The organism is Nocardia kruczakiae NBRC 101016, from assembly GCF_001612965.1.
GTDB classification, from domain to species: Bacteria; Actinomycetota; Actinomycetes; order Mycobacteriales; family Mycobacteriaceae; genus Nocardia; species Nocardia kruczakiae.
Genome location: NZ_BDBL01000034.1, coordinates 53,896 through 67,475, shown reverse-complemented (window position 1 = coordinate 67,475; position 13,580 = coordinate 53,896). Strand labels below are relative to the sequence as shown.

General features: G+C 66.3%; 14 protein-coding genes. 4 read left to right on the top strand and 10 right to left on the bottom strand.

The features are described 5' to 3' along the window. Positions 1-6: 6 nt before the first annotated feature. A complete protein-coding gene (locus NK1_RS23820) occupies positions 7-459 on the top strand; it encodes a MaoC family dehydratase (RefSeq protein WP_157104405.1) in 453 nt (150 codons plus the stop codon). Positions 460-635: 176 nt separating this feature from the next. Continuing rightward, entirely contained in the window at positions 636-1,334 is a 699-nt protein-coding gene (locus NK1_RS23815) for a GntR family transcriptional regulator (protein ID WP_063012071.1), read from the top strand. 97 nt (positions 1,335-1,431) lie between these two features. Here the strand turns inward: NK1_RS23815 and NK1_RS23810 are convergent, their stop codons facing one another. Continuing rightward, positions 1,432-2,319, bottom strand: a complete 888-nt coding sequence (locus NK1_RS23810; RefSeq protein ID WP_063012069.1) for an HpcH/HpaI aldolase/citrate lyase family protein — start codon at positions 2,317-2,319, stop codon at positions 1,432-1,434. Positions 2,320-2,344: 25 nt separating this feature from the next. Beyond that, on the bottom strand, positions 2,345-3,139 hold the full coding sequence (locus NK1_RS23805; protein ID WP_084461469.1) for an enoyl-CoA hydratase/isomerase family protein: 795 nt from the start codon (positions 3,137-3,139) through the stop codon (positions 2,345-2,347). 224 nt (positions 3,140-3,363) lie between these two features. On the opposite strand from NK1_RS23805, the gene NK1_RS23800 reads away from it, so the two are divergent. Further along, complete coding sequence (locus NK1_RS23800) at positions 3,364-4,179, top strand: acyl-CoA thioesterase domain-containing protein (protein ID WP_063012065.1); 816 nt, start codon at positions 3,364-3,366, stop codon at positions 4,177-4,179. A 10-nt stretch (positions 4,180-4,189) separates the two neighbouring features. Next, the gene (locus tag NK1_RS33970) at positions 4,190-4,474 is read left to right on the top strand and encodes a WhiB family transcriptional regulator (RefSeq protein ID WP_157104404.1); all 285 of its coding nucleotides are present in this window, start codon (positions 4,190-4,192) and stop codon (positions 4,472-4,474) included. 57 nt (positions 4,475-4,531) lie between these two features. Here the strand turns inward: NK1_RS33970 and NK1_RS23795 are convergent, their stop codons facing one another. From NK1_RS23795 to NK1_RS23760, 8 genes are all read right to left on the bottom strand, one after another. Then, positions 4,532-5,146: a TenA family protein gene (locus NK1_RS23795; RefSeq protein WP_063012062.1), complete on the bottom strand. Its 615-nt coding sequence runs from the start codon at positions 5,144-5,146 to the stop codon at positions 4,532-4,534. Between the two features lie 89 nt (positions 5,147-5,235). Beyond that, a complete protein-coding gene (locus NK1_RS23790; RefSeq protein ID WP_063012060.1) occupies positions 5,236-5,949 on the bottom strand; it encodes a GntR family transcriptional regulator in 714 nt (237 codons plus the stop codon). A 72-nt stretch (positions 5,950-6,021) separates the two neighbouring features. Continuing rightward, on the bottom strand, positions 6,022-7,167 hold the full coding sequence (locus tag NK1_RS23785) for a CaiB/BaiF CoA transferase family protein (RefSeq protein WP_063012058.1): 1,146 nt from the start codon (positions 7,165-7,167) through the stop codon (positions 6,022-6,024). Then, positions 7,164-8,333 carry a CaiB/BaiF CoA transferase family protein gene (locus NK1_RS23780; protein WP_063012056.1) on the bottom strand — a complete coding sequence of 390 codons (1,170 nt, stop codon included), beginning with the start codon at positions 8,331-8,333 and terminating at the stop codon, positions 7,164-7,166. The genes NK1_RS23785 and NK1_RS23780 overlap by 4 nt, the downstream gene beginning before the upstream one ends. 94 nt (positions 8,334-8,427) lie before the next feature. Beyond that, the gene (locus NK1_RS23775; RefSeq protein WP_062996793.1) at positions 8,428-9,591 is read right to left on the bottom strand and encodes an acyl-CoA dehydrogenase family protein; all 1,164 of its coding nucleotides are present in this window, start codon (positions 9,589-9,591) and stop codon (positions 8,428-8,430) included. Continuing rightward, positions 9,588-11,489: an AMP-binding protein gene (locus NK1_RS23770; protein WP_245660766.1), complete on the bottom strand. Its 1,902-nt coding sequence runs from the start codon at positions 11,487-11,489 to the stop codon at positions 9,588-9,590. The genes NK1_RS23775 and NK1_RS23770 overlap by 4 nt, the downstream gene beginning before the upstream one ends. Before the next feature lie 83 nt (positions 11,490-11,572). Then, the gene (locus NK1_RS23765) at positions 11,573-12,049 is read right to left on the bottom strand and encodes a MaoC family dehydratase (RefSeq protein WP_025349087.1); all 477 of its coding nucleotides are present in this window, start codon (positions 12,047-12,049) and stop codon (positions 11,573-11,575) included. Between the two features lie 123 nt (positions 12,050-12,172). Further along, the gene (locus tag NK1_RS23760; RefSeq protein ID WP_063012052.1) at positions 12,173-13,345 is read right to left on the bottom strand and encodes a CaiB/BaiF CoA transferase family protein; all 1,173 of its coding nucleotides are present in this window, start codon (positions 13,343-13,345) and stop codon (positions 12,173-12,175) included. Between the last annotated feature and the right edge of the window lie 235 nt (positions 13,346-13,580).

Genomic DNA, 13,580 nt, shown 5'->3' with positions numbered 1-13,580 from the left:
AAACCCATGGTCCGCACATTCACCGACCTCGATCAGCTCCGTGCCGCGCTGGGCGAACAGCTGGGCCCGAGTGAGACCGTGGTCGTCGACCAAGCTCGTATCGACGCCTTCGCCGAGGCCACCGGGGATCACCAGTGGATCCACGTCGACCCGGCGCGCGCCGCGACGGGCCCGTTCGGCCGCACCATCGCACACGGATATCTGACCCTGTCGCTGCTGCCGCAGTTCGGACAGCAGTTGTTCGCACTCGAATTCGGCACGGCCCGAGTCAATTACGGCGTCGACAAGGTCCGCTTCCCGGCACCCGTGCCGGTGGATTCGGCGCTGCGGTGCACCGCGACGTTCACCGATCTGCGCGACATCGACGCCGGCGCCATCCTCACCACGCGCTATGTGGTGCAGGCCGTCGACGCGGCCAAACCGGCCTGCGTCGCGGATACCTTGGTGCTGTTGACCTGACAGGGACCGTGGCGGCCCACCCTGGCGGGACCGAGGGCCCCGTACGAGGCGAACTCGTGCGGGGCTCTCGTCGTATTCGAGGCTGCGGCGGCGCGAACAGGCGATACCTTGTCAAATCTTATATATTATGTATTAGAGCGCCGATTCTGTGCGCACACCCGACAGGGAGGCGAGGCGTGGCCGACAACGTGATCCGGATCCGAGGCAACGGCGGCAGGCAGCAGCTGCCCGACGAGGTGGCGTCCTATGTGCGCGAGTTGATCATGTCCGGACAGGTGCGTCCGGGGGAATTCCTGCGGATGGAACCGATCGCCGAAGCGGTGGGCGTCAGCAACACACCGGTGCGTGAGGGGCTGCTCTCGCTGCGCAGTGAGGGTTTCGTCGAGTTGGTGCCACGGCGCGGGTTCGTCGTGGCGCCGGTCACTCAGCAGGATGTGCACGACTTGTTCTGGGCGCAGGCACAATTCGCGGCAGAGCTGGCCGCCCGCGCCGCGACGACGATCACCGCCGAGCAGATCGGCGAACTCGAGGCGATCAATACCCGCCTCGACGAAGCGATCGCCGCGGACGATCGCGACGGCATCGCCGTGCACGGCCACGAATTTCATCGCCATATCAATCTGGCCGCGAACTCCCACCGTCTGACGCTGCTGCTGGGTTCGGTCGTCCGGCATCTGCCGAACCGCTTCTACGCCTCATTGGAGGGCAGATTGGCCGCCATCGGCAACGACCATCCGCAGATGATCGAGGCGCTGCGCGATCGCGACGCCGACCGGGTCCGCGAATTGACGGAAAACCACATCCTCGACGGCGCCAAGGGCGTGCTCGGGATGTTGGAGCGCGGCGGGCCCTGGACCGCCCCCGAAAGCACTTAGCCGGCGTATGCGCTGAAGTTGAGGACCGGACATGCGAAACCGGCTCCGGAGAGCGAACTCCCGGAGCCGGTGGCGTCGAACCCGTTGCGGTGGTTCGCTATACGCCGATCGCGTCGGCCAGTTCGATGACCGCCTCGGCGGTCTTCACATGCGCCAGATCGATGTGCACGCCTTCGAAATCGACGGCACCACTACCGGCGGCCTCCGCCGTCCGGAACGCCTCGATCATGCGGCGGGCCTGATCGACCGTCTCCTTCGACGGGGTGAACACCTCGTTGGAGATGGCGATGTGCGACGGGTGGATGCACACCATGCCGCGGTAGCCCATCCGACGCGAGTCCTCGGCGAAGCGCCGGAATCCGTCCAGATCCTTGAGGTCCTGCCAGACGCCGGTCACCGGGTGGGTCTGGCCGGCCGCACGCGCGGCGACCACGATACGGCTGCGCTGATACAGCGTTTCCAGGCCCTCGAGGGTGAATTCGAAGCCCAGTTCGCGGCCGACATCGGCATTCGGACCGGTCGCACCCAGCAGGCTCCACACCCGCGGGCAGGCCGCCGCGATCTCCTCACAGTGCGCGACCGATACCGCGGTCTCGAAGCTGATGATCAGACCGACCGAACCGGGCTCGAGTCCCTCCCGCTCCTCGATATGCGCGACCACCGCGTCGATGCGGCGCACCTCTTCGGCGTTGTAGACCTTCGGCAGGAACAGCCCGGCCACACCCGGCACGATCACGGCCTCGGCGTCGGCGCCGAAATGCCCGCTGTCGTAGCTGTTGGGACGCACCCACACATCGGGGCGCACATTCTGCTCTCGCAGACGGCCCAGAGTCTCACGCACGGTGACGCGGGCGGCGGCCTTGTCGGCCGCCGGGACCGAATCCTCCAGATCGAGGATCAGCGCGTCGGTTCCGGCGGCGACCGCCTTCTCCGCCCAGGTCGGTTTGTGCCCGGGCACGAACAGCATCGAGCGATACGGCTTCACAGTTCTTCTCCTTGTTCGGGTTTGCTCAAAACCGGGGGCTGCGGCGCTCGAGATGGGAGGCCAGGCCCTCGCGCACCTCCGGGCCGCCGAAGCCGTAGAACTCGAGTGCCAGGGAAGCATCGAAGATGGATCCGGCGACCTGGCGATACCAGTTGTTCAGCGACTGCTTGGTCCAGCGGATCGCGGTCGGCGCGCCGGCGGCCAGTTCACGGGCCACCTCCCGCGCGGTCGGCAGCAGCTCGTCGTCGGCGTCGACACACAGCGAGACCAGACCGATGCGCTCGGCCTCCTCGCCGGACAGCGGGCGGCAGGTCATCAGGTAGTACTTGGCCTTGGCCATCCCGCACAGCAGCGGCCAGCAGATCGCGGCGTGGTCGCCCGCGGCGACGCCCAGACGGGTGTGGCCGTCGATGATCTTCGCGGTCTTGGTGGTCACCGAGACATCGGCGAGTACCGCGGCGACGAGTCCGGCGCCGACCGCGGGACCGTGAATCGCGGAGACGATGGGTTTGGTGCAGTCGAGAACGTTGTAGACCAGATCGCGCGCCTCGCGCATCACCCGGGTGCGGACCTCGTAGTCGTCACGCATCCGCTCGACCATCGAAAAGGCGCCGCCCGCCGAGAGGCCCTTGCCCTCACCCCGGATCACCACGGCCCTGACCTCGGGATCGGCGTCGAATTCGCGCCAGACCTCCGCCAGATCGGCGTGAGCGCCCTCGCTCACCGCGTTCAGGTTGGGGGCGTCGAACACCAGCTCGGCGACTCCGGCATCGTCGGGCCCGTCCACCCGCAGGTGTTCGAAGCGCGCGTAGCGACTCATGTTCATCCTTCCGTGACGACCGGGGATACCCAATCCAATAAAAACATTATATATTAAGTACTGCAAGCCTATCGCGTCGCCGATCCGGGTACCGCTGCCCGAACCGGTGAACGCCCGCTGTCGCGTGACACGACCGATTCGCCCCCGGAACACCTTCACCCGGGACTGGTCGGCACATCACCGCTGCGCCGCAACGGTTTTCGAGCAGGAAGGGAGCTACGCGGATGGATCGAGCGTTCTTCCAGGTGAAATATGCGGATACCGAGGAATTACATCCCGAACCGTGCGCGGCCAGCGGATGGGGAACCGAGCACATGCGTGGTCTGGCCGTCAGCGGCGCGCTGGCGCGGGAAGCCGAACGGACGATCGACACCATCGGACGTCATGATCTGCAGCCGGCGCGGTGGACCGTGGACCTGTTCCGGGCCGCGAAGATGAGGCCCTCGGTGACCTCGGCGACCGTCGTGCGCGACGGACCACGACTGTGCCTGATCGATGCGGTGCTGAACCAAGACGGGCAGCCGGTCGCGCGGGCGAGCGCGCTGTATCTACGACCGAGTGCGACACCGGACGGGACCGTCTGGTCGGGCGGCGCCTCCCCCACCCCACCCGAGGCTCGCACACCGCCGCCGGACCGGGAGCGACTGTATCTCGACCCCGGCCGCGGCTGGGGTGAATGGACCGAGGGCTTCCAGCACAGCGAACGTAAACAGATCTGGCACTTCCCGATTCCCGTCGTGGAGGGCGAAACCGTGACACCGTTCCAGCTGGCCGCCTCGGTCGCCGATGTGACGAATTTGATCGCCAACCTCGGCAGTGCGGGCCTGGAATACATCAACCCGGACGTCACGCTGGCCATGGCTCGGCTTCCGGAGTCCACCGGGCTGGGCCTGGCCCTCACCGAGCGGGTGGAGCAGCTGGGCCTGGCGGTCGGCACCGCGGTCGTCTTCGATCGGCGCGGCGTCCTCGGCACCGTCACCGCTTCCGCCCTGGCCAATGCCCGCCGCACCGTCGGGCGCTACGCACTGCGCCGACTCTGAAGGATCACCGTTGGCCCGCGAGAAACCCCTCGACCTCCCACCGCCGCATACCGAGGCCTGGGATTGGCAACTACACGCCGCCTGCCGCACCGCCGACGTGAACATCTTCTATACCGACGACGCACCCGAGCCCGCCAAGCGCGTGTGTGCTCGCTGCCCGGTACTGACCAGCTGCCGCGATCACGCCATCACCTCCCATGAGCCCCACGGTGTTTGGGGTGGTCTGACGCCAGGCGAACGGATGGAGTACCGCTGGGCTCATCGCCGGAATCTCTCGAATCGGCGCACGGCATAGTTCCCGGCCGCTCGACGTGGATTGGCCACGCAGTCCGCAACCATGACGATCTCTACATCACGCCGTCGCCGGGACATCCCAGAACTCCAACTCGAATCGAAGACCCTGCCGGAAAAGGCGTTCCGCGCGGGCGGGGTCGACGGCGACCTCGTCGAGCATCCGAGCACAGCGGCGAGTCGACGCCGCGAATTCCGGATCGGCGTAGGTCTGGATCCATCGCCGATAACGCGGCTCGTCCGGCATGGTCCGTGCCAGGATCGCACCGAGCGTGGAGTAGCCCCACATGCACGGGTACAGCGCCGCCAGACCGTCGGCGTAGGACGCCGCCGAATCCAGCAGGAAGGCCGAATACTCCGCGCACGTCTCGCCTTTCGTCGCACCGTCGAGATCGGCCCCGAAGTCGGCCGCCAGCGATCGATGCAACGACAACTCGTCGTGATAGGTCGCATGTGCCAGATCCACGAGATCGCCGAGATGGGATGCCGGCGCCTGCCAGGCGAGTCGCGCGAAAACCCGGACGTAGTCGAGCAGGAACAGATAGTCCTGCTCGAGCCAGGCCCGGAAGACCTGCTCCGGAAGATCACCCCGGGCGATACCGGCCACGGTGGGGTGCGCGAGCTGTTGCCGGATCTGGGGAAGTCCGATTTCTTCGAGATGCGTCGAAAGACTCATCCGTCGAGTCAATCAGCCGGCAGCGTCGGGGCCGACCCCGAGAGCCCCCGACCGGATTTCTCGTCGGCTCGGCTGACGGATCGGTCACGCTAGGCGGTGGACTTCTCTTCCTCGGCCCACAAGCCCTGTGCCTCCAACATCGACACCAACTCGTCCGCGCCTTCCATGATGTGATCGCGCATCAAGGTGCTGACGGCCTTCCCGCGGCGTTTCTGCAGCGCTTCCAGAATCGCCGGATGCTGCTTCATCGTGTCGGCGCTGTGGCCTTCGATGTCGTTGTAGAAGCGGTTGGGCAGTTGGCGCACGATCGAGCGCAGCAGCATCGCCAGGCGGCGGGAGTCGGCGGCCAGGTTGATCGTGCGGTGGAATTCGTGTCCTAGCTGGACCACCAGCTCCGGATTGTCACCACTCGCTACCGCCTCGGCGTGGCGAGCGTTGACATCGGCGAGATGATCGAGCTGGCTCGGGGTGATCAATTTCGCTGCGCGCCCCGCCAATTCGGCGGCCAACGCCGCCTGCGCCCAGAAAATGTCGCGCACGTCCTGACGGCTGAATGCCGAGACCATGAAGCCCCGCCGCGGGACGAGTTCGACGAATCCCTCTCCGCTGAGGAGCAGCAATCCCTCGCGCACGGGAGTATTGCTCACGCCGACCGCTTCCGCGATCGGTTCGGTGCGCAGAAAATCCCCCGGCCGAACCCGTCCCGAGATAATCAGCTCACGAACATAACTGGCGACGTCCTCCGACAGCTGCTGACGCTGGGAATTCGAGCTGCGCGGCAAACTCCGCGACGTCGGTTCCATGAACCCGGTCCTTTCCGGTCGGCACTTTCATGCATTATGCCTCATACTTTCCGGACGGACAGATCCCCTCGGTCAGCGGGAGCCGCCGAATTCCTTGCGGATGGCCTCGGTATCGGCCCCCAGTTCCGGTACACTCCCCGACCGCGCCGCCCAGCCCCGCGCGAGTGCGGGTGGCAACAGCGCGGGCAGCGGACCGGCCGGGGAGTCGACCTCGCGCCAGCGGTCCCGCTCGGCCAGCTGCGGATGTTCGGCCAGTTCCCGCACACCGTTGAGCCGGGCATTCCCGATACCGGCCGCATCGGCCAGTCGCTGAATATCGGCCAGGTCCCGCTGGGCGCACCAGGCACCGACGATCTCGTCCAATTCCTCGCGATGAGCGACCCGATCGTGGTTGTGCCGGTATCGCGGCTCCTCCGCCAGATCGGGCCGATCGAGCAGATCCGTTGTGAGACGGCGCCATTCGCGATCGCTCGTGGTACCGAGCACGGCGGTGTGCCCGTCGGCGGTCGGGTAGGCGCCGTACGGGGCGATCATCGGCGAACCCATTCCGACCGGTTCGGGTTCGGTCCCGGCATGAATCACCTGGTTCAGCGCGAAACCCATCATCTCGGCGACCACATCGAGCATGGCGACAGGGATCAGCGCGCCCCGGCCGGTGCGCTCGCGGTCGTACAGTGCGGCGAGTACGGCGGAGTAGGCGTAGAGCGCGGTCCCCACATCGGCGACGGGAATCCCGGGTTTGGCGGGTGCACCGGGTGTTCCGGTAATCGAGCACGAACCGCCTTCGGCCTGGATCAGCAGGTCGTAGGCGCGTTTGTGGTCCAACGGCCCGCCACGGCCGTAGCCGGAGATGTCGACGACGATCAGCCGCGGATAGCGTTCGAGCAATTGCTCGGGCTCGAATCCGAGACGCCCCAGCGCACCCGGACCGAGATTGGATACCAGCACATCGGCCTGTTCGAGGAGACCGGCGAACACCTCGAGATCGTCCGCCGCGGTCAGGTCGAGCGCCGCGGATTCCTTACCGTGGTTGAGCCACACGAAGTGGGCGGCCATCCCTTTGACGATCCGGTCGTAGTGCCGCGTCGAATCGCCGAAGCCGGGCTGCTCGACCTTGATCACCCGGGCGCCGAGATCGGCGAGGTGCCGAGTGCACAGGGGCGCCGAGATGGCCTGCTCCACACCGACAACGGTAATTCCGGACAGTGGGGCGGTCACCGCTTCTCCTCCGATACTGCTTGTGCGGCAGCGTATTCGCTATCCTGTGAGGCCCCGGTCCACGCGGCGATCAGCTCGGCCACCTCGAGATGCTCGGTTCGCGGCACCGAGGGGGCGCGGGGCGGGGTGCGGCTCAGCCGCGGGGCGGGAGCCGGTTGCAGGACGCCGTGCACGCGGTGGAACAGTTCGCGCTCGGCATTGTGCGGATCATCGGCGGCCTCGTCGAAGTTCAGCACGGGGGTGACACACGCGTCGGTGCCCTCGTAGATTCCGGCCCATTCCGCACGAGTCCGGGTCGCGATGGTGGCGGCGATCAGCTCACGCAGCCGCGGCCAGTGGCCACGATCGTCCTGAGCGGGCCACTGTGTGGTGTCGACGCCCAGCCGGGACAGGAATTCGGCATAGAAGTCGGGCTCGAGCGCGCCGACCGCGATGTAGTTGCCGTCGGCGCACTCGTAGGTGTCGTAGAACGGCGCGCCGGAGTCCAGGTAATTGGTGCCGGGCTCATCGGAATAGAGCCCCGCAGCGCGCAGCCCCTGCAATTTTGCGGTCAGCAGCGCCACCCCGTCGATCATGGCGGCGTCGACGACTTGCCCACGCCCGGACTTCCACGCCTCGAGCAGCGCGCAGACGATGCCGAAGGCGCCGATCGCCGCTCCACCGGCGTAGTCGCCGAGCAGGTTGATCGGCGGCCGCGGCGCCTCACCCGCCCGCGCCATCGCATGCAGTGCGCCGGTTTGCGCGACGTAGTTGATGTCGTGTCCGGCTTCGGTGGCGAGCGGGCCGTTCTGGCCGTATCCGGTCAGCCGGGTGTAGACGATCTCCGGGTTGCGCGCACACACGACGGCCGGGCCCAGACCGAGCCTTTCGGCCACCCCTGGCCGATATCCCTCTATGAAGACATCCGCTCCCGCGACCAGTCGCAACACGTTCTCGACACCGTCAGAATCCTTGAGGTCCACCGCGATCGCCTCACCACCGCGATTGACGACGTCGAATTCCGCTCCCAGACCGTCCGTTTGGCTCAGTGCCCGCGCGGACCGATGCGACGGGCGCACCACCCGTACCACCTGGGCGCCCATATCCGCCAGCAACATACTGACGAAGGGCACCGGCCCCATGCCGGCCAGGACCAGCACCCGAACTCCGGTCAGCGGTCCGCTCATCACCACACACTCCTGTTTCGTTGGAAGACGACGCCGGCCGCGACCTGTGACTGACGGCGGCCGGCGTCGTGCCCGAGATCCCCTGCAGGGGTGATCAGTAGGACCTCGGGAGTCCTAGCACCTGCTGCGAGATGTAGTTGCGCACCATCTCCTGGGAGAAGGGCGCGTTGCGCAGCAGGCGAACCTCACGCCACAGCCGTTCGACGTGGTATTCCTTCGAGTAGGCGTACCCACCGAAGGTCGACAGCGCGCGGTCGCACGCCTCGAAACCCGCTTCGGCGCCCAGGTACTTCGCGGCCGCGGCTTCCTTACCGCACGGTTTGTGCGCCTCGAACAGTTCGGCGGCGTGCATGCAGACGCGTTCGGCGGCTTCGAGCCTGATCCAGGAATCGGCCAGCGGGTGCGCGACCGCCTGGTTCTTGCCGATGGGCCGGTCGAACACCACGCGGTCCTTGGCGTACTGGGTCGCGAGCTCCAGACCGGCGCGGCCCAGGCCCACACCTTCCAGGCCGACCACGATGCGCTCCGGATTCAGACCGTCGATCAGATATTTGAAACCCTGACCGACTTCGCCGATCACCTCGTCGTCGCGGACCTCGAGGTTGTCGATGAACAGCTCGTTGGAGTCGATCGCCGAGCGGCCCAGCTTCTCGATCTCGCGCACGGTGATCTTGCTGCGATCCAGATCGGTGAAGAACAGGGTGATGCCGTCGAGCGGCTTGGCCTCGTCACGGGGCGAGGTGCGCGCCACGATGAGGATCTTGTGCGCGTTCTGGGCGTTGGTGATGAACACCTTCTGCCCGTTGATCACCCAGCCGCCCTCGGTCTTGGTGGCCTTGGTACGAATCCGCGAAGTGTCCACGCCCGCAGTGGGTTCGGTGACGGCGAAGGCCATCAGGATTTCACCGGAGGCCAGCTTCGGCAGCCATTCGCGCTTCATCTCCTCCGAGCCGTACCGCAGGATCGGCGCCGGCGGGAAGACGTAGAAGTGAATGGCCGAACCACCGCTCATGCCCGCGCCGGAGGCGGCGACCTCCTGCAGCATGATGCCGGCCTCGGTCAGGCCCAGCCCCAGGCCGCCGTACTCCTCGGGAATCATCACGCCGAGCCACCCGGCGGCGGCGAAGGCCTTGACGAATTCCCAGGGGTATTCGCCCTTCTTGTCCTTCTCACGCCAGTAGTCGTAGCCGAATTTGCGCGCTAGTTCGCGGGTGTTCTGGCGAACCAGTTCCAAATCATCTGCGTCGGTGAGTGTCACTGTTGGTCTCCTGATCGGGTCGGGATGCCGTCGATAGGCGTGGCGGGATCCAGGGACGACAGATCCCCTTGCACGAGGCCGAGATAGCGCGAGCGGATGGCGCGGCGCATGATCTTGCCGTTCTTGGTTTTCGGAAGTGCCTGCACCACATGCAAACTCGGGGCGAACGAGCGGCCGATGTTGTGGACGGCGGTGGTCTTCAGGTCTTCGTGATCGGTATCGGCGCCGGTCACCACGAAGGCGACGACCCGCTGGCCTCGCTGCGGATCGGGCTCACCGATGACCGCGGCCTCGACGATGCGGCGATCCTTCAGCAGCGCCGCCTCGATCTCGGCGGGACCGACGCGACGGCCGGAGACTTTGATGGTGTCGTCGGAGCGGCCGTGGATACGCCAGATTCCGTCCTCGTCGACGGCAGCCAGGTCGCCGTGCACCCACACGTCTTCCCAACGGCTCCAATAGGTGTCGAGATACCGTTCGCGGTCCTGCCAGAACGCGTGCGTCATACCGGGGAAGGTGTTGAGCACCGCGAGCTCGCCGACCTCGCCGATCACCGGCTTTCCGTCACCGTCCAGGACGGCCATATCCGCACCGATCAGCGGCGCGTTGAAGGAGGCGGGGTCGATCGGCAGGAACGGGTAGGCGACCAGGAGTCCGCCACCCACCTCGGTGCCGCCACTGAAGTTGACGATCGGCCGCTTCGAGCCGCCGACGGTCTCGAACAGCCAGCGCCAGGTCGGCTCGTCCCATGCCTCGCCCGTCGATACGAAAGTTCGTAACGTGTCCAGACCGGTAGGGGCGCCGTCGGTTCGGGCCATGACCAGCCGCATCGCAGTCGGCGCCACACCCTGTACGGTGACGCCGTTGCGGTCGATGATCTCCCACATCCTCGTGGGTGTGGGGTGATCGGGCACGCCTTCGGTGAAGACGACGGTGGCGCCGAGTTGCAGACCGCCCGCGACCAGCATCGGCCCGACGAGCCAGCCCATATCCGAGATCCAGGCGATGACGTCGTCGTCGTGCACGTCGAAGCTGTAGCCGAAGTCGACGGCGGTTTTCACCGCGAACCCGGCGTGCGAGTGCACGATGCCCTTGGGGCGTCCGGTGGTTCCGGAGGTGTAGACGATAGTCAGCGGGTCGTTCGATTCGACCTGCACCGTGTGCACCGGTTCCGGATCGGCCGGCAGTTCGTCCCAGTAGATGTCCCGGCCGTCGCGCATCTCGACCTCGTTGTCGAGATGACGGACCACCACGCTGTGGCGGACGGACGGGGCCGACTGCAGCGCTTCGTCGGCAGTTTCTTTGAGCGGCACCATTTTTCCGCGGCGCGTCGTCGCGTCGGCGGTGATCAGCAGGACCGCTTCGGAGTCCTGGAGCCGTGCGGCGAGGGCCTCCGGGCCGTAACCGGTGAAGGCCGGCACCGAGATCGCGCCGATCATCGCGCAGGACAGGAACGCGACGATGGTTTCGGGAACGACGGGCGCGAACAGCACCACCCGATCGCCCTGCGAAACACCCAGCGCGGCAAGGTGTGCCGCGAACCGCCGCACCTGCGCGTCGAGTTCGGCATAGGTCAGCGTGCGGCGGGTGCCGTTGTCACCCTCGTAGACCACCGCGGTCTTGTCCGCGAACGGTCCGGTGGCGTGCCGGTGTGCGCACAGGGTGGCGAGGTTGAGTCGCCCGCCCGGGAACCAGCGCGGAAAAGGGGTGCCGGCGCTGTCGTCGAGGACCCGCTCGAACGGTTCGGCGAATTCGATACCGAGATCGTCGATCGCCGCCCGCCAGAACCATTCCGGATCGTCGATCGACGCGCGGTGCAGCGCTGCGAGGCTGCCGTACCCCCACGTCGTCATCGCCGTCAACAGGCGGCTGCGCGCACGCACGTCGTCGGTCGGCATCCATACCGACGGTCGGTTCGAATCGGCGGGACCTGGTCCTCGCATCGGGCACATCCTTTCTGAGCGCGACTGGATCGTTCGGTTCAGGACGCGGTCGCGGGCTCCGGCACGGCGGAACGCTTGAGCATCAGGCCGGCGCGCAGGCAGTCGCAGACCACCTCGTCGCGCTGGTTGATGCCCTGGTGCCGGAAGTTCACGATGCCGGAGTCGTTGCGGCTCTTGGATTCCCGCTTGCTCACGATCTCGGTCCGCACCCGGATGGTGTCGCCGTGGAAGACCGGCGCCGGGAACTTCACCTCCTGGAAACCGAGGTTGCCCAGCGTGGTGCCCAGGGTGGTGTCGGGAACCGTGATGCCCGAGACCAGGCCGAGGATGAACAGGCTGTTGACCAGGCGCTGGCCGTGGATGGAGTTCTTGGAGTATTCGGCGTCCAGGTGCAGCGGGGCGACGTTGAGGGTCAGCGTGCTGAACAGGACGTTGTCGGTCTCGGTCACCGTGCGCCGCGTCGCGTGCTCGATGACGGTTCCGGGTTCGAACTCCTCGAAGTAGAGGCCGGGCATGTCGAGTCCTTTCGATTCGATGTAGGTGCTCCCCCGGTTTCCCGCGGTCGAACTCAGCTTACAACATTATATATTATATTGGAACAACAGTTCCGGAGGACCTTTCCGAAACCCTTCTCGGCATCAGTCCTCGGCGTAGAGCACCTTGGCCTCGACCAGTTCCGCGATCCGCTCGGGCGAATACACTTCCGCTGCGATATCGCGGCTGTGCGCACCGACCCGGGGCGCGGTGCCCGGCCGATCCGGGCGCTCGCCGTCGAACTTCCACGGTGGGCGCATCAGCGCCAGCCCGTCGGACTGCTCCTCCACCAGTTCCAGCCACTTGACCTGCTCGTGTTCGAGATAGCCTGTCATCGAGAGCACGGGCGCGAAGGGCACATCGGCGGCGGTCAGGACCCGCTCCCAATGCTCGACGGGTTTGCGCGCGAATTCCGCGGCGACGATCGGCGCCAGCTCGAAGTAGTTGGCCTCGCGCGGCCGGTATTCGGCGAAGCGCGGATCCTCGGCGAGATCCAGCCGATCCATGGCCGTGCACAGTGCGCGCCAGAACTTCTGCGACGAGGACAGATGTATCGCCAGGAATTCTCCGGAGGCGGTCTCGACGCAGAAGTTCTGCGCCTGTGGATGGCGGCTCTGCCGGCTCGGATCGGCGCCCAATTCGAAGGACTGGGTGATGCCGTCGATGGTCAGGCAGCTGACCGCCTCCATGATCGAGGTCTCCACATGCTGCGGCGCACCCGTCTTCAACCGGCCCACCAGGGCGGCCAGCACGCCGGTAGCCGTGCTCAGGCCGGTGACCAGGTCGGCGCTCAGCCCGCCGGCCAGCTGCGGATGCCCGGCATCGCCGAACAGGGAGTACAGGCCACCGAAGGCATGTCCGATCGTGTCGTAGGCCGGACGGTTGGCCAAGGGGCCGCCACCGCCGAAGCCGGTGACCGAGCCGTAGACGATATCGGGTCGCAACGCCCGGCAGTCCTCTGGACCGAGTCCCATCGCCGCCAGCTTGCCGGGGCGCAGATTCTCGAGGATCACGTCGAAACGCGGCACCAGCGCCTTGACCAGGGCGACTCCCTCGGGCTTCTTCAAATCGACGGACACGCTGCGCTTACCGGTGTTGTACTGCCGGAAGTAGGGGCTGCCATCGTTCTGCAAGCGCCGGAAGTCCTCGCCGACCACGGGCTTTTCGACCTTCACCACCTCCGCTCCCAGCGCGCACAGGATGGATGTGGCGAACGGCAGGGAAATGTAACCCCCGACCTCCAGGATCCGGATCCCGTCGAGCGGCTTGTGCTGCATGTCATGCCTCCAGACTATGTTCGCTTTAATATAATATATTGTTTCGAGACTCGGTAGAGGTTCCCTTGAACTCGCGACGTCTCCCCCGGTGAGCGGCGACGGTCGGGTTCACCGCGACGATCCGATGCCCGCACCTCTAGTAGCCGAGTCAGCATCATATACTTTGTATTATCCGGATCACATGGGCCATCTGTCCTGCCCCACATCACCTCGCGCGATCCAGGTCCGCACCACG

What these genes read in the sequence shown, in the direction of transcription:
- NK1_RS23765 (WP_025349087.1), bottom strand. Translation starts at nt 12,049, where the DNA reads ATGCCCGGCCTCTACTTCGAGGAGTTCGAACCCGGAACCGTCATCGAG.
- NK1_RS23800 (WP_063012065.1), top strand. Translation starts at nt 3,364, where the DNA reads ATGGATCGAGCGTTCTTCCAGGTGAAATATGCGGATACCGAGGAATTA.
- NK1_RS23820 (WP_157104405.1), top strand. Translation starts at nt 7, where the DNA reads ATGGTCCGCACATTCACCGACCTCGATCAGCTCCGTGCCGCGCTGGGC.
- NK1_RS23760 (WP_063012052.1), bottom strand. Translation starts at nt 13,345, where the DNA reads ATGCAGCACAAGCCGCTCGACGGGATCCGGATCCTGGAGGTCGGGGGT.
- NK1_RS23770 (WP_245660766.1), bottom strand. Translation starts at nt 11,489, where the DNA reads ATGCCGACCGACGACGTGCGTGCGCGCAGCCGCCTGTTGACGGCGATG.
- NK1_RS23805 (WP_084461469.1), bottom strand. Translation starts at nt 3,139, where the DNA reads ATGAGTCGCTACGCGCGCTTCGAACACCTGCGGGTGGACGGGCCCGAC.
- NK1_RS23795 (WP_063012062.1), bottom strand. Translation starts at nt 5,146, where the DNA reads ATGAGTCTTTCGACGCATCTCGAAGAAATCGGACTTCCCCAGATCCGG.
- NK1_RS23790 (WP_063012060.1), bottom strand. Translation starts at nt 5,949, where the DNA reads ATGGAACCGACGTCGCGGAGTTTGCCGCGCAGCTCGAATTCCCAGCGT.
- NK1_RS23780 (WP_063012056.1), bottom strand. Translation starts at nt 8,333, where the DNA reads ATGAGCGGACCGCTGACCGGAGTTCGGGTGCTGGTCCTGGCCGGCATG.